At 66.1% G+C, this 19685-nt stretch carries 20 protein-coding genes; 10 read left to right on the forward strand and 10 right to left on the reverse strand.

What is annotated here, in order from left to right; genetic code table 11:
- The first annotated feature begins 190 nt into the window (after positions 1–190).
- Both MLP_RS13525 and folE read left to right on the forward strand, forming a co-directional pair.
- The gene (locus tag MLP_RS13525) at positions 191–619 is read left to right on the forward strand and encodes a hypothetical protein (RefSeq protein WP_013863677.1); all 429 of its coding nucleotides are present in this window, start codon (positions 191–193) and stop codon (positions 617–619) included.
- On the forward strand, positions 616–1257 hold the full coding sequence (gene folE / locus MLP_RS13530) for a GTP cyclohydrolase I FolE (RefSeq protein ID WP_013863678.1): 642 nt from the start codon (positions 616–618) through the stop codon (positions 1255–1257). The genes MLP_RS13525 and folE overlap by 4 nt, the downstream gene beginning before the upstream one ends.
- Before the next feature lie 109 nt (positions 1258–1366).
- Here the strand turns inward: folE and MLP_RS13535 are convergent, their stop codons facing one another.
- Together MLP_RS13535 and MLP_RS29510 are read right to left on the reverse strand one after the other, a co-directional pair.
- Entirely contained in the window at positions 1367–2047 is a 681-nt protein-coding gene (locus tag MLP_RS13535) for an HAD family hydrolase (protein WP_231851307.1), read from the reverse strand.
- Positions 2044–2589: an NUDIX hydrolase gene (locus MLP_RS29510; RefSeq protein WP_083843818.1), complete on the reverse strand. Its 546-nt coding sequence runs from the start codon at positions 2587–2589 to the stop codon at positions 2044–2046. The genes MLP_RS13535 and MLP_RS29510 overlap by 4 nt, the downstream gene beginning before the upstream one ends.
- A gap of 151 nt (positions 2590–2740) precedes the next feature.
- Here MLP_RS29510 and MLP_RS13540 point away from each other — a divergent pair, with 151 nt between their 5' ends.
- Positions 2741–4123 (forward strand): HNH endonuclease signature motif containing protein, encoded by a 1383-nt coding sequence (locus MLP_RS13540; protein WP_013863682.1) that lies wholly within the window; start codon positions 2741–2743, stop codon positions 4121–4123.
- 20 nt (positions 4124–4143) lie between these two features.
- Here the strand turns inward: MLP_RS13540 and MLP_RS13545 are convergent, their stop codons facing one another.
- Positions 4144–4944 carry an SGNH/GDSL hydrolase family protein gene (locus tag MLP_RS13545; RefSeq protein WP_231851479.1) on the reverse strand — a complete coding sequence of 267 codons (801 nt, stop codon included), beginning with the start codon at positions 4942–4944 and terminating at the stop codon, positions 4144–4146.
- Between the two features lie 380 nt (positions 4945–5324).
- On the opposite strand from MLP_RS13545, the gene MLP_RS13550 reads away from it, so the two are divergent.
- Together MLP_RS13550 and MLP_RS13555 are read left to right on the forward strand one after the other, a co-directional pair.
- Positions 5325–6146, forward strand: coding sequence for a helix-turn-helix transcriptional regulator (locus tag MLP_RS13550; RefSeq protein WP_172641572.1), 822 nt, complete (start codon positions 5325–5327; stop codon positions 6144–6146).
- Between the two features lie 26 nt (positions 6147–6172).
- The gene (locus tag MLP_RS13555; RefSeq protein ID WP_013863685.1) at positions 6173–6700 is read left to right on the forward strand and encodes a hypothetical protein; all 528 of its coding nucleotides are present in this window, start codon (positions 6173–6175) and stop codon (positions 6698–6700) included.
- 110 nt (positions 6701–6810) lie between these two features.
- Here the strand turns inward: MLP_RS13555 and MLP_RS13560 are convergent, their stop codons facing one another.
- From MLP_RS13560 to MLP_RS13570, 3 genes are read right to left on the reverse strand one after another with little or no spacing between them, the layout of a single operon-like run.
- A complete protein-coding gene (locus MLP_RS13560) occupies positions 6811–9180 on the reverse strand; it encodes an ATP-binding cassette domain-containing protein (RefSeq protein WP_013863686.1) in 2370 nt (789 codons plus the stop codon).
- Between the two features lie 39 nt (positions 9181–9219).
- Positions 9220–9630 (reverse strand): VOC family protein, encoded by a 411-nt coding sequence (locus MLP_RS13565; protein ID WP_041792332.1) that lies wholly within the window; start codon positions 9628–9630, stop codon positions 9220–9222.
- 10 nt (positions 9631–9640) lie between these two features.
- A complete protein-coding gene (locus MLP_RS13570; protein WP_013863688.1) occupies positions 9641–10120 on the reverse strand; it encodes a helix-turn-helix transcriptional regulator in 480 nt (159 codons plus the stop codon).
- 116 nt (positions 10121–10236) lie between these two features.
- On the opposite strand from MLP_RS13570, the gene MLP_RS13575 reads away from it, so the two are divergent.
- Positions 10237–11187, forward strand: a complete 951-nt coding sequence (locus tag MLP_RS13575; RefSeq protein ID WP_013863689.1) for a hydrolase — start codon at positions 10237–10239, stop codon at positions 11185–11187.
- 18 nt (positions 11188–11205) lie between these two features.
- Here MLP_RS13575 and MLP_RS13580 read toward each other — a convergent pair whose 3' ends face one another.
- Entirely contained in the window at positions 11206–11880 is a 675-nt protein-coding gene (locus MLP_RS13580; RefSeq protein ID WP_013863690.1) for a response regulator transcription factor, read from the reverse strand.
- Between the two features lie 171 nt (positions 11881–12051).
- Between MLP_RS13580 and MLP_RS13585 the strand changes: the two genes are divergently transcribed.
- From MLP_RS13585 to MLP_RS13600, 4 genes are read left to right on the forward strand one after another with little or no spacing between them, the layout of a single operon-like run.
- Positions 12052–12918, forward strand: coding sequence for a hypothetical protein (locus tag MLP_RS13585; protein ID WP_013863692.1), 867 nt, complete (start codon positions 12052–12054; stop codon positions 12916–12918).
- On the forward strand, positions 12897–13628 hold the full coding sequence (locus MLP_RS13590) for a hypothetical protein (protein WP_013863693.1): 732 nt from the start codon (positions 12897–12899) through the stop codon (positions 13626–13628). The genes MLP_RS13585 and MLP_RS13590 overlap by 22 nt, the downstream gene beginning before the upstream one ends.
- A 21-nt stretch (positions 13629–13649) precedes the next feature.
- Entirely contained in the window at positions 13650–14348 is a 699-nt protein-coding gene (locus tag MLP_RS26445; protein ID WP_013863694.1) for a phosphatase PAP2 family protein, read from the forward strand.
- A gap of 53 nt (positions 14349–14401) precedes the next feature.
- Positions 14402–15808 carry a sensor histidine kinase gene (locus MLP_RS13600; protein ID WP_013863695.1) on the forward strand — a complete coding sequence of 469 codons (1407 nt, stop codon included), beginning with the start codon at positions 14402–14404 and terminating at the stop codon, positions 15806–15808.
- Between the two features lie 14 nt (positions 15809–15822).
- Here MLP_RS13600 and MLP_RS13605 read toward each other — a convergent pair whose 3' ends face one another.
- Genes MLP_RS13605 through kdpC form a run of 3 tightly spaced genes read right to left on the reverse strand, consistent with a single transcriptional unit; the run spans position 15823 to position 19685 of the window.
- On the reverse strand, positions 15823–16509 hold the full coding sequence (locus MLP_RS13605) for a response regulator (RefSeq protein ID WP_013863696.1): 687 nt from the start codon (positions 16507–16509) through the stop codon (positions 15823–15825).
- Entirely contained in the window at positions 16506–19079 is a 2574-nt protein-coding gene (locus MLP_RS13610; RefSeq protein WP_041792343.1) for a DUF4118 domain-containing protein, read from the reverse strand. Before MLP_RS13610 ends, MLP_RS13605 begins: the two co-directional genes overlap by 4 nt.
- A gap of 33 nt (positions 19080–19112) precedes the next feature.
- Positions 19113–19685, reverse strand: a complete 573-nt coding sequence (kdpC, locus tag MLP_RS13615) for a potassium-transporting ATPase subunit KdpC (RefSeq protein ID WP_041792345.1) — start codon at positions 19683–19685, stop codon at positions 19113–19115.

Raw genomic sequence — 19685 nt, forward strand, 5'->3', positions numbered from 1 at the left:
TGGCTATGCCTGGGGCGCCCTGATCAAACTTCATGACTTCTTGGTGTCGCACTGCCAGGAGTCCTTACCCCAGATCAATCACCAAATCGAGGTAAGACCTGGATAGCGCGGTGGCACCAACTCAATGACGGGGCGTTCCCACACAGATCACCCCGATTCGCGGCGCACCATCGCATCCGAAAGGAACGTCATGTCCACCAGCACCTCGACCAGGCCCGCAGGCATCAGCCTGCTCACGAACGGGTCTGGCGCTGACCGCGCATTCTTCTTGCTGCGCACTGTCTTCGTCATTGCTCCGATCGCGTTCGGCCTCGACAAGTTCTTCGACATCCTGACCGAGTGGGACGGCTACCTCGCGCCCTGGATCAACAACATCGTGCCCGGCAACGCCCACCAGGCGATGCTGGTGGTCGGTGTGATCGAGATCGTCGCGGGCCTGGCCGTCGCCATCGCCCCCAGGTTCGGCGCGCTGCTGGTCGCTGCCTGGCTGGGCGGGATCATCCTGAACCTCGTCACGATGGGCGAGTTCTACGACGTCGCCCTGCGTGACTTCGGGCTCCTGGTCAGCGCTCTCGCGCTCGCCGCTCTCGCGTTCGACCGTGACCGGCCGGCAGCATGAGTCGCAACGGCAGGTCTCCCGGGCGCGCACCGGGCCTGCTCGAGAGGAATGGCTTCCGTCCCGTGGTCACCAACAACCGTCCCGCAGTCGATCTCGCAGCCGCCGAGCAAGCAGCCGGGCTGCTGCTGAATGCGCTGGGGTTGGATCTGGCCGATGAGAATCTCGCCGAGACGCCACGTCGGATGGCACACGCTCTGATCGAGATGACCAACGGCCCGAACTTCGAGCTCACCACCTTCCCCAACGACGAGGGTTACGACGAACTGGTCCTGGTCCAGAACATCGCCATGCAGTCGGTCTGCGAGCATCACATGCTCCCCTTCGTCGGAGTCGCTCACGTCGGCTACCTTCCCGGTTCGCGCATCCTCGGTCTCTCGAAGTTCGCTCGCATGGTCGAGCTGCACGCCCGCCGCCCCCAGACCCAGGAACGACTGACCAAGCGCATCGCCGACCACCTCCAAGCCGAGCTGGATCCGAAGGGTGTCGGCGTGGTCATCGAGGCCGAGCACACCTGCATGAGCCTGCGCGGGGCCCGTAACCCCCGTGCCCGCACCACCACCTCCGCGATGTTCGGCAGACTGCGCGACGAGCCTCGTAGCCGCGCCGAGTTCCTCGCCCTCACCAGGAGTCAACGATGAGCACACGACCAAGGTGAGGCATCCGAGCAACCCGAAGGTCGAGGGACCAACTGACGACAGGACCGCGAGTGAGCTATCCGCGGACCACGCGCACGCAAGTGCGCACTCGTCAAACGCAGGCCACACCGTGCTCGGCGAGCAGCAGGACCAGTGAGTTGTGACCGCGCTCAACGTCCCAGACGATCGCTTCAAGTCCCGCAGTCAGCGCACCTCGAATGTTCTCTGCGTTGTCATCGATGAACAGGATGGTCGATGGTTCAGCGCCGATGCGACGGGCTGCCTCGGCGAAGAAGGCCGGGTCGGGTTTGGCGACGCCAAGGTCGTAGGAGTAGCAGCTGATGTCGAAGATCTCGTCATACCGGAGCTCAGTGCGCATGTGATCTCCCCGATGCTGCTCCTGGTTCGTGCCCAGGTGCACCCCATACCCGTTGCGACGCAATGACTCCACGATTGCGAACGACTCCTCGACTCGCTCGATGCGTTGCCACACATCGCGGTAGACAGCCTCGACGGGCTCGCTGACACCGAACTCGACAAGCGTGGTCGCAAGCATCGACAGGTAGTCACCATCCCCCGCCAAGGTAGGGATCTCGTCCTTCCACGTACGGTGGAGGAACTCCTGCACCCGACCGCCGAGGTAAGGCTCCATGGCGGCGTACCAACCACCCGGGAGGATCTGCAGCACCCCGTCCGCGTCAAAGAGGACGTGCCGGATCGCCGACCTGGCGACGGAACGCTCGGAGCCGGAAGTCGTCGGGGCCGACACGACTCCGTCGGATAGCGATGTCACAGCCCGATCATCATCCACGGCGGTCGAGAGCGATCAACAATGGCCGGATCTCGACCGGCTGCAGGTTCATCGGATCGAGATCGCCCAGCTGAATCCACGTGGGCTCGTAGGTGTTGGCCAACGAAAATGCGTTCCCGCTCCGGTCCGCCGAGTCGCATACCGGCAGACGTATTCACGGTAGTCAGGTAGTAGTGAGCAACACGATCGGGATGCTCGACGGTCCATAGCTTCCGGTCTATCTGGCCCACGAGACCGGTCTCCTCCTGAAGCTCACGAAGAGCTGAATCAGCCGGCTGCTCATTCGGCTCGACACCGCCGCCAGGCAGGACGCAGTAGCGGCGGCTCTCCTTGACACGACGTATCACGAGAAGCGTCTGTTCGGGGCCTAGGACGACATTGGCAGCGCGGTCCCGGGCTCTCGACATAGCGAAGACTCTAGGCCGAGCTCCGATGCCTGCCTCGACGTAGTTTGTCGTAGCAACGGCCGATCCGCCACCCCCGTGGACTTTCCTGGCAGCGACCAGTGTCGTCCTCGCGCTCATGATGGGCTACGCGATCTGGATGAGGGTCAGCCACCGGTGGCGACCGCCGGTCGAGGATCCACGCTGACCGGGATTGGGTGGCGCCGGAGATCGAATCTCATAGCGAATTCTCAGGCCGGATGAGGCATTTTGGTCGAACGTAGAGCCGAAAGTGTCAGTGGGTTGCTCTACCGTTTCGGATATGAGCACAGCAGCGGTGATGGAGGCAATCGGACAGACCGACCTGCCCGACACTGCTGCTGGCGCAGCTGCCGCTGCCGATACGCCGGCCGCTCCTGACGATGTGACGGTCCGGTTGGATGAGACGTTGGACTGGTTACACAGTCTCGTCTCGGCGCGTGGCGTGGATCAGGGTTTGGTGTCGGATGCGGCTCGGATTGACCGGATCGCGGTGTGTGAACGTCTCCAAGCCAGTCTGGAGGCGGTCAAAGCGGTGGAGATGGTCGCGTTCGCCCAGTCCCAGTCGGCGGAGCAGATGCGGTTGGGTGTGCATCCACGGAAGATCGGCGGCGGGATCGCCGACCAAATCGCCCTTGCCTGCAAAGTGTCCCCCACCGAGGGATCGCGCCGGTTGCATGTCGCCCGGGACCTGGTGCTGGACATGCCCCACACCCTGGATCTGCTCGCGACCGGTGAGATCGGTGGTTGGACCACAAGGTTGATCGTCGGCCAGTTATCCCATCTGGATCGGGCCACGAGGGCCCGGTTGGATGCCGAGTTGGCGGGCAAGGACCTCGGCTCCATGGGTGCGAAACAGGCCGAAGCGGCGGCGAAACGACTCGCCTATGAGGCGGATCCGGCCGCTGCGACGGAACGGGCGAAGAAGGCGCGGAAAGATCGGCGGGTGACGTTGCGGCCGGCACCGGACACGATGAGTCTGCTCACCGGATTGTTGCCGGTGGAGCAGGGTGTTGCCTGCTATGCCGCGTTGGACGCGGCGGCGAAGACCGCGAAAGCGGCCGGGGACACCCGGTCCAGGGGGCAGATCATGGCCGACACCCTGGTTGCCCGGTTGACCGGGCAGGAGAAGGCGGAGGACACCGGATTCGAAGTCGGGGTGATCATGCCCCTCGGCGCACTTCTGGACCCGGGCGATCAGCGACCCGCCGAACTCATCGGCCAGGACTTACTCCCAGCTGATCTGATCCGTGACCTGATCAAAGACGCCGAGGCCCGGTGTTGGTGGCGCAGGTTGTTCACCCGCCCCACCGGTGATGGTGGCCAGTTGATCGTGGATGCGGACAAACGGCGTCGTACGTTCGCCAGTTGGCTAGTCCATCTGATCCGCTGCCGCGACAAGGTGTGTCAGGATCCCTATTGTGGGGCGCCGATCCGGCATCTCGACCATATCCACCGTCACGCCGACGGCGGTGCCGCCACCGCCACGAACGGGCGAGGGGTGTGTGAACGCGGTAACTACATCCGCGAACTGCCCGGCTGGACCGTCCAGATCATCGACACCGACACTCACACCGTCGAGATCATCACCCCCACCGGACACCACTACCGCAGCCGACCACCTGAACCACCCTGAGCTGACTCGAGGGATTGGGGTCAGCGGAGTTCAGCCAGCCCGGTCTTCATCAGCGCCCGCGCAACCTGTTCGTGGGACTGCTCGGTGTTCTCGTCACGTGGCATGTCGCCGCGGGGGCCGTTGAAAAGCAGCCCGACATCAACGCATCGGCCATGATGGCGCCGCGCCGTGTGACAGATCGCGTCGCGGAGTTCCTCGGTGAGGAATTTTCCTCCCGTCATGGCGAAGTCCGCCGGCAAGCCGTATTCGGTGATGATGCCGGGGTCCGAAAGGAACACATTCTGTGACGTCACCAGTCGCAATGCGGTTGGCTTGCCGCGGCGAAGGTGATCGATCTCCTCGGCGATTGCTTCGAAATTCGTACGCCAACCTCGGGCAACCGCCCGAAGACACTGAGCTCCGTCTCGTCCGCCGCAGGTTCCCGCCGCCACTGCGTCGAGAGTTCCTCGCTCGTCCAGATCATTCACCCCGGTCTCGATCACGATGATGTCGGCCCCTGCGATCGCGGTGCGGACACCCCGATCATGGCGCAAGCTCGCGAGCGTCGTGCCTGAGGTGCCGCCGTTCACTGTGAGGTTAGTCAAGACCACGCGATGCCCCGACCGCTGGTTCAGTTTGTCCGCATACCGTCCGACGAAGGTCTTGCAGTTGCCGCAGTGGCCCCCGTAGGCCCAAGAGTCGCCCAACGCCACATAGGAGTGCGGCTTCTTCACCCGCGGTTGAGGCGAGAACGAACCGCTGACGGTTGCCTGGGCCGACGGGGCGGCAGACACCGTTCCGCTTCCTGCGCAGGCCGTCAATGCGACGACAACAACGATCATCGCCACCAAGAGGACTCGCGACCGATTCCGAGTTGCGTCCTGTGACATGGCGAACCCTCCCGAATTGGTCGTTGTCGAACTGATGCGCTATCGACACTGTTCCGTCTGCGAATTTAGGATTGATCGACGATCTTCGGTATGCCAAGAAGTTGTGGGTTGACAAGGGGGCTGCTCGGATGAAGCCGTCGGCGGGACGAGCAATAGCCGCCGTCGCGGAGCTCTCGGCACATCCTGATATCGCTCCGGAATTCAGCAGCAACATCGCCTCAGCGATCCGCGCTGCGATCCCGTTCGATGGTTGGTGCCTGTTCGGAGTCGACCCGCTGACCGGACTGCGTACGGTCCAGTTCGGGCAGAACGGGACCGAGGGCACCGCGTGGATGGCTCAGAACGAGGCCGTCATGCACGACGTGAACAACTACCGCGACCTCGCCGCGGCAGCGTACCCGGCGGGTTGGCTGTCCCGGTCCCACCAGGCCGCTCGGACAAGCCCGCGGCTCAACGAGATCCTTCTACCGCAGGGCTACTCCTCCGAGTTGCGGCTCGTGCTGAAGTCGCGAGGACTCGTCTGGGGGGCACTGGTCCTCTTCCGCAGCAAGCCCGGCCCGGGCTTTACCGACGACGACGCCGCCGAGATCTGCCACCTTGGCGAGCCGCTTGCCCAGGCGATTCGAACCTACACAGCTCGCAGCACGCTGACCCCTGGTGCCACACTCCCCGCTGGAGTGATCAATGTCGACGCGGCCGACAGGTTGAGCGTGTCGTCGGAGGCTCAGACCTGGATTGATGACCTCGTGCCGGGCGGCGATGACGAGACCTATGCCCGCGACGTTACCCGTGTGGTGTTCGAGGCGGCTCATGCGCTGCGCCGTGGGCGGGGCAAGGATGCCGTGTGCACCGTCCGTACGGTCAGCGGCCGCTGGATGCGGCTCGAGGCCATTGCTCAACCGGATGATTCCGACAATGTCACCGTCGTTCTGCACGACGCGACCGCGAGCCAACGCGCCGGAGCACTCGCCGCCTACTTCCAGTTGACCGGACGCGAGAGACAGGTCGTCGATCAGTTGTATGCAGGCAGGGCTGCCAACCAGATCGGCCGGAAGTTGGGCATCTCCACCTTTACCGTCAACGAACACCTGCGCGCCATCTACCGCAAGAGCGGCTCGCGTAGTAGGCAAGAACTGCTCGCGCGGCTTAACTGAGCCGTGCGTGGGGCTAGGTTGTCACGATGGTGGCCGTCGAGGACTCCTCGCTGTTGGCAGGGCGCGTCGCGTTCCGAATGGCGACGGCGGGCTACTTCGCGCTGATGATCTGGCAGGCGTTCACGCTCCCGGATGCTGTGCCTGGACAGTTGAGCCTCGGTGGCGAGGTCACTCGATGGGGCACTCGGACCCGGCATGTCGTCCTCGGTCTGCTCGTCGGCCTCCTCGTCGTCGTGGCCTTCACTCTGGTGCCACGCATCGGCCTCCGACGGGCCGCACTGCTCAACATTCCGCACAAGGACTACTGGACACGGGCCGAGAATCTGCCGGCCGCCCAGCAGTTGCTGCGCAACGACCTCGGCTGGCTCGGGGCATTCACGCTTGTTTTCGTGGGTTATGCGATGTGGACGGTAGGCGCCGTGGCAACGGCCGAGCCGCCACACCCGTGGACTTTCCTGGTCGCAACCGGTGTCTTCCTCGCGCTCATGATCGGCTACGCGATCTGGATGAGGGTCGGGCCGCGATGGTGGCCACCGGTCCATCGGCCGTACTGACCTGGTGCTGCCCTGGCCCACCTGGCCCCTACCTGGCCCTGGCCCGGGTCTCATTGCCGTCCACGGATGGAAATTGCCGACCCAGCACCTTGCGCCTACCGACCAACTGATCAGCCGGCAGCGACCGACTCCCCCACGTACGCCGCGAGATGCTGTCCGGTCAAGGTCGACTGAGCAGCGACGAGATCAGCAGGCGTGCCCTCGAAGACGATCCGGCCTCCGTCGTGGCCGGCACCTGGGCCTAGGTCGATGATCCAGTCGGCATGAGCCATCACGGCCTGATGGTGCTCGATCACGATCACCGACTTGCCGGCGTCGACCAGCCGGTCGAGCAGACCGAGCAGCTGCTCCACGTCAGCCAGGTGCAGGCCGGTGGTCGGCTCGTCCAGGATGTAGACCCCGCCCTTCTCCCCCATGTGCGTCGCCAGCTTCAGCCGCTGCCGCTCGCCGCCGGACAAGGTCGTGAGCGGCTGGCCCAAGGTGAGATAGCCGAGGCCGACGTCGACGAACCGCTCCAGGATCTTGTGCGCGGCCGGCGTACGGGCGTCGCCGGAACCGAAGAACGCCTCGGCGTCGGCAGCCGACATGGCGAGCACCTCACTGATGTCTCGCCCGCCCAGCGTGTATTCCAGCACCGAGGCGTCGAACCGCTTGCCCTCGCACACCTCGCACGTGGTGGCCACCCCGGCCATCATCGCCAGGTCGGTGTAGATCACCCCGGCGCCGTTGCAGTTGGGGCAGGCGCCCTCGGAGTTCGGGCTGAACAGCGCCGGCTTCACACCATTGGCTTTGGCGAACGCCTTGCGGATCGGGTCCAGCAGACCGGTGTACGTCGCGGGATTGCTGCGCCGCGACCCCTTGATTCCGGTCTGGTCGATGGTCACCACACCCTCGCGCCCAGCGACCGAGCCATTGATCAGCGAGCTCTTGCCCGACCCCGCCACGCCGGTGAGCACCACCAGCACACCGAGCGGGATGTCGACGTCCACGTTGCGCAGGTTGTGCGTGTCGGCCCCACGGACCTCCAATGCGCCATTCGCCGTCCGCACCGATGGCTTCAACCGTGCCCGATCATCAAGATGCCGCCCCGTGAGAGTGCTGCTGCGCCGCAACTCGTCCACGGTGCCCTCGAAGACGACCTCGCCACCTCCGGCACCCGCCCTCGGCCCGAGATCGACGACATGGTCGGCGATGGCGATCGCCTCCGGCTTGTGCTCGACGACCAGCACCGTGTTGCCCTTGTCCCGCAGCTGTAGCAGCAGCTCGTTCATCCGCTGGATGTCATGCGGGTGCAGACCGATGGTCGGCTCGTCGAACACGTACGTGACGTCGGTCAACGATGAGCCGAGGTGCCGGATCATCCTGGTGCGCTGCGCCTCGCCACCCGAGAGTGTGCCGGCGGGCCGCTCGAGACTCAGATAGCCCAGCCCGATCTCGACGAACGAGTCCAAGGTGCCGCGCAGGTTGGCCAGCAACGGCGCCACCGACGGGTCATCCAACTCGCGGACCCAGGCGGCCAGATCGCTGATCTGCATCGCGCAGGCATCGGCGATGCTGATCCCTTTGATCTTCGACGAGCGGGCCCCTTCGTTCAGACGGGTGCCACCGCACTCCGGGCAGGTGGCGAAGGTGACCGCCCGCTCCACGAAGGCCCGGATGTGCGGCTGCATGGCGTCGACGTCCTTGGACAGGAACGACTTCTGGATCCGCGGGATCAAGCCCTCGTAGTTGACGTTGATGCCCTCGACCTTGATCTTGGTCGGCTCCTTGTAGAGCAGGGCCGCCAACTCGCGTTGGGTGAAGTCCTTGATCGGCTTGTCGGCGTCGAAAAACCCGCAGCCCCGAAAGATTCGTCCATACCAGCCGTCCATCGTGTAGCCGGGGATGGTCAACGCGCCCTCGCTGATCGACTTGTTCGCGTCGTAGAGCGCAGTCAGGTCGAAATCGGTCACCGCGCCGGTGCCCTCACAGCGGGCGCACATGCCACCGGTGATGCTGAAGCTGCGCCGCTCCTTGGTCGTCACCCCGCCCTTCTCCAGCGTCACCGCACCGGCGCCGCTGACCGAGGCCACATTGAACGAGAACGCCTGGGACGACCCGATGTGTGGCTGGCCGAGTCGGCTGAACAGGATCCGCAGCATCGCGTTGGCGTCGGTCGCGGTGCCGACGGTCGAGCGGATGTTGGCGCCCATCCGCTCCTGGTCCACGATGATCGCGGTGGTGAGCCCGTCAAGGACGTCCACATCCGGCCGGCCCAAACTCGGCATGAAACCCTGGACGAAGGTGCTGTAGGTCTCGTTGATCAGCCGCTGCGACTCGGCGGCAATGGTGCCGAAGACCAGCGAGCTCTTGCCCGACCCGGACACGCCGGTAAAGACACTCAACCGACGCTTCGGCAGGTCGACACTGACGTCTTTGAGGTTGTTGACCCGCGCCCCGATCACTCGGATCAGGTCGTGGCTGTCGGCGGGGTGGGGCATCGGCTCTCCTGCTCGGTTCTGTCTGAGGTCGGTCTGCGCTCAGGCCAGCTGGTTGATACGGATCATGTTGCCCGCGGGATCCCGGAAGGCGCAGTCGCGGACGCCCCACGGCTGGTCGATCGGCTCCTGGACCACCTCGGCGCCGCCGGCCTGCAACCGATCGAAGGTGCCGTCCAGGTCGTCGGTGGCCAGGGTGATCGAGGTATAGGTGCCCTTCGCGATCAGCTCCAAGATGGTACGCCGTTCGTCGTCGGTGATACCGGGATCGGCGGCCGGCGGATGCAGCACGATCGAGGTCTGCGGCTGGTTCGGAGGCCCGACCGTGATCCAGCGCATGCCGGAGTAGCCGACGTCATTGCGCACCTCGAAGCCGAGGGTGTCGCGGTAGAACGCGAGCGCCGCCTCCGAGTCGGTCTGCGGCAGGAAGGCATTGAGAATGGTGATGGTCATGTCGATCACGCTAGTCGCGTGCCTCCGTGGCGGCTTCTCGATTCCTGATCGGTCTGGTCACCTGTTTGGCATGGCAGGACGGCAGCTCGCCGGCGGACTCGACGTGCTGCTCCCGATAGACGCTGGGCGGGACCCCGACCAGCTCGGCGAACCGGGTGCTGAACGTGCCCAGGGACTGGCAGCCCACCGCGAAGCAGACATCGGTCACACTCAGGTCCCCGCGGCGCAGCAGCGCCATCGCCCGCTCGATCCGGCGGGTCATCAGATACGCGTACGGCGACTCCCCGTACGCGGCCTTGAACTGCCTGCTCAGGTGGCCGGCCGACATGTGGGCGCCACGAGCGAGTGCCTCGACATCCAGCGGCTGCGCATACTCCCGGTCGATCCGATCCCGGACCCGTCGCAGCCGAACGAGGTCCCGCAGCCGCTGTTCCTCGGCCGGCGTGCTGTTCACCTTGGCGATAGTGCCACACGACGCCGACAGCGCCATTCCAGTCAATGTTGCTCCAGCCACCGTCAATGCCACACGCCTCAGGTTGATCTCAGGCGATGCGGTCTAGCCTGCCCGCCATGCCCGCCTTTGCGCCGTCGAGACGATCTGCCCCCATGACGACCGCCGGCGCGTTTGGCTGGTTGCTGGTCATCCTGCTGCTCGCCGGGTGCGGCGCCGGGACTACTCGCACTCCCCCTGCCGACAGGTCACCAGGCCAGGCGGCCACCGCGCCTGTCATGTCAGGCAGTCCCGGCGCGTCGGCGAGCAACCCGCAGTCTGCGGGCAAGCTACTGGTGATCGTCGAGGAGAATCGCAGCACCGCTGACGTCACGGCGCACATGCCGTACCTGACCGCCGCCGCGGCCCGCTACGGGAGCGCCACGCAGTACCACGCGCTGGCGCATCCCTCTCTGCCCAACTACCTCGTGATCGCCGGCGGCTCCCTCTTCGGCGTTACGGACGACCGCGATCCCTCCGCCCACCCGCTGAGCGGACCCTCGGTCTTCGGCCAACTCTTGGCCGCAGGCCACACCACCAAGACGTACGCCGAAGCCATGCAGGGAACCTGCGCGACCGAGAATCAAGGACGCTATGCCGTCCGCCACAATCCGTGGACCTATTTCACCGACCCGGCGGAACGAACAGCATGCGCAAAATTCGACGTACCGGCTGGCACCACCACATCTGGCCCATTGGTCGATGACGTCAAGGCCGGGCAATTGCCGACCTTCAGCCTGGTGATACCGGATATCTGCAACGACGGTCATGATTGCTCCGCGGCAACCGCGGACCGTTGGTTGCAGGACTGGTTGCCGGTCATCGAAAGCGGGCCCGATTTCACCGACGGGAACCTGACCATCGTGGTCACCTGGGACGAGGATGACGGATCTGACGGCAACCGGGTGGCATTCGTCGTCGTCAATCCCCAACTGACGGGCCGCGTCGTGGACACCAAACTCGACCACTACGCGCTGTCGGCCACCATCAGCGCCCTCGGCGGACAGCCGCCGCTGCGTGAGTCCAGGGGCGCTCCCGACCTGCTCCGCGTCTTCGGCCTGGCCTGATCTGTCGATAGACGACTATTACTCGTCGGCGTCGAGTCGATAGCCGAGACCCCGTACGGTGTGCAAGGTCGAGAGACCGAACGGCGCGTCGATCTTGCGCCGTAGATAGCCGATGTAGACCTCGACGATGTTGTCACTGCCCTCGAAGGCGGAGTCCCAGACGTTGTCGAGAATCTCCGCCTTGCTCACGACGTCGCCGGCGTTGCGCATCAAGAAGTGCAGCAGCCCGAACTCGCGCGCGGTCAAGGAGATCGGGGTGCCGTCGCGTTCCACCGCCCGACGTCCCGGGTCCATCGCCAGAGTCCCGACGGTGATCAGCACGGGTCGCGCCGGGGCGCCACGCCGGATCAAGGCCCGCAGCCGGGCGACCAGGATCATGAAGCTGAACGGCTTGGTGAGGTAGTCGTCCGCGCCCAGGTCGAACGCGTCGGTCTGGTCGTAGTCGCCGTCCTTGGCGGTCAGCATCAGCACCGGCGTCCAGACCTTCCGCGCTCTGAGCTTCTTCAGCACGTCGTAGCCGTTCAACCCGGGAAGCATGATGTCCAGCACGATCGCGTCGTAGCTGTTCTCGGTCGCGGCCCACAGACCGATGACTCCGTCGGAGACGATGTCGGCCTCGAAGCCCTCGGCGCGAAGCCCGTCCTTCACCACCGCCGCGAGCCGCTGCTCGTCTTCCACCAGGAGGATCTTCACGTTCGCCTCTCACCAGCTCAGCCCAGGTCGATCCAGGTCGACGGTCATTGTCGATGATCGTTGCTGAACCAAAGCTGAGTTGCCGGCGGCTCCTGACCTGTTGCTGAGCGACCGCTGGGAGCCGACTGCGATCTCAGCGCAGTCTCAGCGCGTGTCCCAGACCATCCGGTCATGGAGAGCGCGACCTGGATGATCAACAGGCCGAGCCCGGGCACGAGCCGCAGGACGGCAACGTGGATCATCGTCATGGTCACCGTGGCCACCACGGCGTTCGCAGTGCGGCTGACACCGGTGCTCGCCGGTGGCGGGCTCTTCGGCCGCGGGAACTACGACGACGGGGTCTACTACACCGCCGCCGCCGGATTCGTGCACGGACTGATGCCCTACCGGGACTTCCTGCTCCTGCACCCACCCGGCATCGTGCTCGCGCTCGCACCATTCGCTGCCTTGGCCGATCTGGTGGGCGAACCGACGGCGTTCGCTGTCGCCCGGATCGGATTCATGATCATCGGCTCGGCCAATGCCGTGCTGGTCGCGGTCGCACTGCGCCGTCTCGGGCTGGCCGCCGCGATGGTCGGCGGGCTCACGTACGCGGTGTTCTTTCCAGCTGTCTACGTGGAGCACACCACGCTCCTGGAACCGTTGGCCACCGGTTTCCTGCTCGGTGCGGTGAGCTTGATCGGGTCCGCTCCCAGGTCCCATGCGGTGGAGATCCCATCCGGCGCGAGGGCGTTCCGCTCGGCTCACACCGGGCTGTTGCGCATGATCATGGCCGGCGTGCTGCTCGGTGTGGCGACCGCGATCAAGGTGTGGGGTGTGGTGCCTGCGGTCGCCATGATCGCCTGGGTCTTGGCTACCTCGGTTGGCGCCGAGCGCTCGCGACGACCGCCGGGTACGCGGCCGGTGCCACCGCGATCTGTCTGCCGTTCTTCGTGGCGGCCCCACGGCAGATGTGGCGACTGGTCCTGCTTGCTCAGCTCGGCCGCCCGCGGGTGGCCGGCGGCTGGCTCGAGCGGGTGCACGATATCGCCGGGCTGACTCCATTCGGCTCCATCGCGACCGGATGGTTGGTCCTGGCCGGAGCTGTCCTCCTGTTCGGCAGCCTGGCGGCCTGGCAGTCTCGGGAAGGCCGCGTCGGTGTGCTGTTGTTCGGCGTCACAGTGGCGCTGCTGCTCACTACTCCCTCCTGGTTCCTCCACTACGCGGCCCTGAGCGCGGCACCGACAGCACTCGTCCTGGGCGCGGCCGCGGGCTGGTTGAGCGTGCGAATCAGGCGGCCAATCACCGCGATCATCGCCGGGACCGTAGCCATCGGATTGATTGCTGCCTACGGCAGCCTCGTACTCGCCCGCCCGTTCGGTCGTCCGTTTCCGGCGGCCCAATTGCAACCGGCGGTGGCCGTCTCGAAGACCTGCGTGACCACCGACGATCCGATCAGCTTGATCGAACTCGACGTACTCCGGCGCAACCTGCGCCGCAACTGTCCGCTCATGGTCGACCTCGGCGGCTACAACTACGCCCTTCAGGTCGGCACTCCGCGGTTTCACAGCCGTGCCAAGAGTCCGAAGTGGCAGAACCTGGCTCTGGACTACCTGACCAGCGGAGATACGACCGTCCTCGGCATTCGGTTCCGCCAGGGCTATGGCTACAGCAGGACCACCGCGGCCCGGGTCAGGTCCTGGCCGGTGGTGGCAAGGGCCGACGGGCTCGCTGTCCGCAGACCCATCCCGATGGACCTGAACCGCTGAGCTGGGTGGAAGGAAACGATCATGGCAGGGCTCACTTCGACAACCAGACACCGCTGGCTGTACGGAGCCGCGCTCGGGTTTCCCGCGTTCATCCTGCTGACCTGGTGGGTGCACCACATCGACGGACCCGCAGGTATCGACGAGGCGGTGCTCGCGGCAACTGTTCAAGGACGTACGAGACCGCTCACAATCGTGGCGACCGTCAGCACCGGTCTCGGCTCGACCGTTGGCGTGATCATCGCTGCAATCCTGGCGGCACTGCTTTTGCTGTGGCGGACCCGCCGGCTGCTGCTGTCGTTGATCTTGACGATCACTGTCGTGGAGACAGCTGCCGTCGTCTTCTTGACCAAGGAACTGGTCGCTCGTGACCGTCCGCCCACCGATTGGTTGATCGGAGCACCGGCCGGCGATCCCGCGTTTCCCTCCGGCCACACGACGAATGGCTCAGTCGTCTACGTCCTGAGCGCGATCTATCTGGCCACCACACTGACGCACCGCTGGTCTCGGGCGCTTCTGGTTGCGGCCGGCATCCTGATCGGAATCGCGATCGGCCTCAGCCGGATCTATCTCGGCTACCACTGGGCGACCGATGTCCTGGGCGGCTGGCTGCTGGCAATCGCCGTCTGTGGGACTGCCACCTATGTCGCTTGTCGACTTCAACGGATCGACCGCGCCGTCGGCTACGGTGCTGGGGTGGCGTATCAGCGGGCGCCCCGGTGAGCCGTCCCCACGGTCCCACCACAACACCCTCGAGCAGGCTGCGACGGTGGATCGTGGCTGTCGGCAGTCGCATCGGGGTGCGGGCTCGATCAGTGCTGGTGGCTGTCGTCGTGGTGTGCGTGGCCCTCCTCATCGGCGAGTCGGCTCTGGTCTGGATGCTGCAGTCGAACTTGGAGCAGACCGCCGAGGCCAACGCCCAGGCCCGCGCCTCGGAGATCGTCACCCAGCTCACCACTGACGGCCTCGCCGCGACCCGGGAAGAGATCGCCGACCGGACCCGCCACAACTCGGTGGTCCAGATCCTCGACGACCGAGGAAACGTACTCGTCGCCTCCAGCGCGGACGTCTCACGCCAACCGCTGTCGCCCCAGCGTCCGGCGCCCGGCGCGTACGAGTCGGTCGAGACCGACCACCTCAGCGCCGGGAGCGACGGCGAGTGGAAGGTCGTGACGACGGCGGTCCGCCTCGATTCGACCCTTTACTACGTGCAGTCCGCGGTCCCGGTCGGGGAACAGCACGAGACCATCGAGATCGTCGCCATGTTCTTGTTGGCCGGCACCCCGCTGCTGCTCGGCGCCGTCGCCCTCGCGGTCTGGCTGCTCGTCGGTCGTGCGCTGCGCTCGGTGGAGCAGATCCGTGGCACGGTTGCCGAGATCGATGCGCAGCGGCTCGCGCAGCGCGTCACCGTACCACCGACCCGCGACGAGATCGCGGCCCTCGCCACCACCATGAACACGATGCTCGATCGGCTCGAAGCCTCCGACCGGGCCCAACGCGCCTTCGTCTCCGATGCCAGTCATGAGCTGAGAAGCCCGGTGGCCACCTTGAGTACGGCCGGGGAACTCGCTGCGACGGCAGATCCAGCCCGAAGAGCTGCCTTGCTGGCAACCATGAACACCGAGATCGCCCGGCTGCGTGGTCTGGTGGAGGACCTGATGACCTTGGCCCGGGCAGATGCCCGCGATCTCGGGATCCCCCGGGCCGAGGTCGACCTCGACGATCTCGTGGCCGACGAGGCCCGACGGCTACGACTCACCAACAGCGTCGTGGTGACCGCCGCGATCGAGCCTGTCCGGGTGCTCGGCGACCAACGACGACTCGAGCAGGCACTCCGCAACCTCATCGACAACGCGGCCCGGCACGCCTCGACCACGGTCCGGCTGACCCTGACCTCCACCGCAACCGAGGCGATCATCTGGGTCGACGACGATGGACCCGGTATCCCTGTCGCCGACCGTGATCGGATCTTCGATCGGTTCGTCCGCCTCGACGAAGCCCGGAGCCGCGATCAGGGCGGCAGCGGTCTCGGACTGGCGATCACCCGCACGACCCTGCGCGCTCACGACGGCGATGCGTCCGTCGTGGACAGCCCCGACGACTGGTGCCGATTCGAGATCCGACTCCCCTTGGTCACAGAGTCGCTCGATCACTCGGCTGGACCCCGAGGCTGCGGGAACTGATCCCAGCCAAAGAGTCAGGGAACGAACCGGTAGCCGACCCCGGGCTCGGTGAAGAAGTGCCGAGGATGCTGCGGATCGGTTTCGAGCTTGCGACGCAACTGGGCCATGTAGACCCGGAGATAGTGACTCTGATTCTCGTACGAGGGTCCCCAGATCTCCCGCAACAGCTGATGCTGCCGGACGAGTGAGCCTGGCCGCCGAGTGAGTGCCTCCACCAGCCGCCATTCGGTCGGCGTGAGATGGATCGGCTCACCATTGCGCAGGGCGATGTGCTCGGTCAGATCGAGGCGCAACGTGTCCGTCGTGACGATCACAGCCTCGTCCTCCGTCTGGGGGTCGACGGCAGCGTGCCGGAGTGCGGCCCGGATCCTGGCCATCAACTCCTCCACGCCGAAAGGCTTCGTGACGTAGTCGTCGGCGCCGAGATCCAGCGCTTCGACCTTGTCCTCCGACGAGTGCCTGGCCGACAGCACGATGACCGGCACGGTGTTGGTGGCGCGAAGTCGGCGCAGCACACTGACTCCGTCGAGATCAGGCAGACCGAGATCCAGCACGAGCAGGTCCGGCTCGTCCTCGGCTACCACCTGCAGCGCCGTCCGGCCATCGCGCGCGACAATCACCTCGTAGCCACGGGCCCGCAGGTTGATCCGCAAGGTCCGGACCAACGCCGGATCGTCATCGACCACCAAGACTCGAGTCATAGGTTGTCCTCGGCGGGTGGTGGGTTGGGGCCAGCCGAGGGAAGGTCGATGATCACGGTGAGCCCACCGCCGGGAGTCTCCTCCGCGGTCACGGTGCCCCCCATGGCTTCGGCCAGACCGCGGGCGACGGCCAAGCCGAGCCCCACCCCACCACCTGCGGGCACGTCCCCGAGGCGCTGGAACGGCTCGAAGATCGCGTCCAGCGCCTCCGCCGGCACGCCGGGGCCACGGTCGACGATCCGCAACGTCGCTCGCAGCTCCCCGCTGGGCGTGGTCCAACTGGAGCCGGTGATCGTGATCGGGGACGCGGGCCCGTACTTGAGGGCGTTCTCGACCACGTTGGCGATCACCCGGTCGAGCAGCCCGGGGTCGGCGAGAGCCGGCGGGAGATCATCCGGACCGCTGACAGCAATGCCGTCGGCACCGGCGATGTTGGCCAGGGTCCACTCGGCAGCCGACAACAGATCCACCTCGGTGGTGAGCGCGGTGACCAACTGGGTCTGCAGGCGACTCATGTCGAGCAGGTTGGCGACCAGCGCATCGAGCCGGTCGGCGGACTCCTCCACGGTCGCCAGCAACTCCTCGCGATCGTGCGGTGACCAGGCGATCGCAGTGTTGCGAAGGCTGGAGGTGGCCGCCTTGATGGCCGCCAGCGGGCTCCGCAGATCATGCGAGACGGCGGCAAGCAGTGCCGTCTTGGTGCGGTTGCCCTCGTCCAGCAGCCGGACCCGCACCGACTCCTGCTCGGCCCGCCGGCGCTCCTCCAGCACGGCGAAGTGCGCGGCGTACGCGGTCAGCAGCCGTTGATCCGTCGCATTCAGCGGTCTGCCGTGCAGCATGAGTTGCAGGTTCGGCCCTGCCGCGACACGACTGCTCTCGACAGTGCTTCCCGGCTCGCCCCAGACCGCCACGGTTTCCTCAACTGCGTTCTCCTCGACCGCGTTCTCCCCAACCAACGGGTCACCGGCCGTGCGAATCAGCCGCGCGCCGGTCATACCGAGCGCCTCTCCGGTCTGTCGCAGCAGTTCCTCCGGATCGTCACCGGATTGGAGCAGGCTGTGGGCCAGGACGGCCAGGGTATTGGCCTCCATCCTGGCTTCCTGCGCCTCCTGAGTGCGTCGGGCCGACCGGTCGACCACCGATGCCACCGCCACCCCGACCAGCACGAAGAGCACGATCGCGAAGGCGTTCTCCGGATCGGCGATGGTGAACGTACGGGTCGGTGGTACGAACAAGAAGTTGAGCGCGAGACTGCTCAGCACCGCGGCGATCACGGACGGCCACATCCCGCCCAGCAGGGCCGTGCCGACGACGAGGGTCAGCAGCAGCATCGACTCGGTCGGCAGCCCGTGGAGATCAGACGTGGCCAGCAGCGCCAGAGACACGACCACGGTGCCCACGACGGCCAGCAGATAGCCGGCGACCTGCCGGCGGCGACTGAGTGTGCGTCGGCTGCGTCGCTGCCGGCCGGCTCGGCGAGCGTAGTCGTGGGTGACGACGTGCACATCGATCTCCCCCGAACCGGCGATCACCTCCTCCCCCACGCCAGGCTGCAGGAGAGCGGAGATCCGGCTGCGTCGACTCGCGCCGATCAGCACCTGGGTGGCGTTCACACCCCGAGCCACGTCCAGCAGACCGGTGGCGGAGTCGTGCGCCACCACGGCCTGGAACTCGCCGCCCAGTTCCTCGGCGGCCACCCGAAGCCGCTCCAAGGCGGCCGGAGACACCGCGGCCAATCCGTCCTGACGACTGACATAGACCGCCAGCCACTCGCCACCCGCGCTGCGCGACGCGATCCGCGCTGCCCGGCGCATCAAGGCGATGGACTCGGGACCGCCGGAGATCCCGACCACTACCCGCTCGCGGGCCGGCCAGGTGCCGGTGATGTGGTGCCGTCCGCGATAGCGCTCCAGACCGGCATCGACCCGGTCGGCCAGCCAGAGCAGGGCCAGTTCCCGGAGCGCGGTGAGATTGCCCTCCCGAAAGTAGTTCGACAAGGCCGCGTCGATCTTGTCCGCCGGGTAGACGTTGCCATGGGCCAGCCGTCGTCGCAGGGCTTCGGGGCTCATGTCGACCAGCTCGATGCTGTCGGCTGACCGGACCACGCGGTCGGGTACGGTCTCGCGCTGCCGGACTCCGGTGATCGAGGTGACCACGTCGTTCAGCGACTCCAGATGCTGGATGTTGACGGTCGTGATCACGTCTATTCCCGCGGCCAGAATCGTCTCGACGTCCTGCCACCGCTTGGGGTTCCTCCGCTGCTCCGAACTCGCGTCCACAGCATTGGTGTGGGCGAGCTCGTCCACCAACGCCACCTTCGGCCGCCGAGCGAGGACCGCCTCCAGGTCGAGCTCGTCGACCAGCAACCCGCCATGGTCGACCTGTCGACGCGGCAGCACTTCCAACCCGTCCAATGCCGCCGCAGTCTTGGCCCGACTGTGCGTCTCGACGAAGGCGACCACCACATCCGTGCCTCGTTCGGCGCGCCGCTGACCCTCCTGAAGCATGGCGAAGGTCTTCCCGACGCCCGGCGCCGCGCCGAGGTAGACCCGCAGAATGCCGCGCTCCACGCCGCCAGTGTGCCCGACCGCAGCCACCTGCACTCAGCCCGATCTCTGCAACGCGAGGTTGAGCTCGACGACATTGACTCGAGGCTCTCCCAGGAACCCCAGGGACCGGCCGAGGACCTGTCGTTCGACCAGCTGACGTACCTCATCGACCGGCAGGTCTCGGACCCGTGCGACCCGGTCGACCTGGAGGCGCGCGTACGCCGGTGAGATGTAGGGGTCCAGTCCCGACCCTGAGCTGGTCACCGCGTCAGGGGGAACCGCACTCGGCGAGACTCCGTCCCGTACGGCGATCTGTTGCCGACGCTGCTCGATGAGCCCAGCCAGCTCACCGTCATTGGGACCCGCGTTGCTGCCGCCACTGGCCAGCGGGTCATGGTCGCCGGCAGAGGGCCGGGGTTGGAACCACCCGTCACCGGAGAAGGACTGAGCAATCAACGAGGATCCGACCACCTGACCGTTGTCGGTGAGCAGGGAGCCGTGAGCCTGGTGCTGCAGCCCGAGCTGGCCTATCGCGAGAATCAGCAGCGGGTAGCCAACGCCGAGCAGCACGGTGAGCACCAGCAGGCAACGCATCGCCGTACCGAGCTGACGGAGGACTTGAAGCAT

Origin of the sequence: Microlunatus phosphovorus NM-1 (genome assembly GCF_000270245.1) — a bacterium.
GTDB classification, from domain to species: domain Bacteria; phylum Actinomycetota; class Actinomycetes; order Propionibacteriales; family Propionibacteriaceae; genus Microlunatus; species Microlunatus phosphovorus.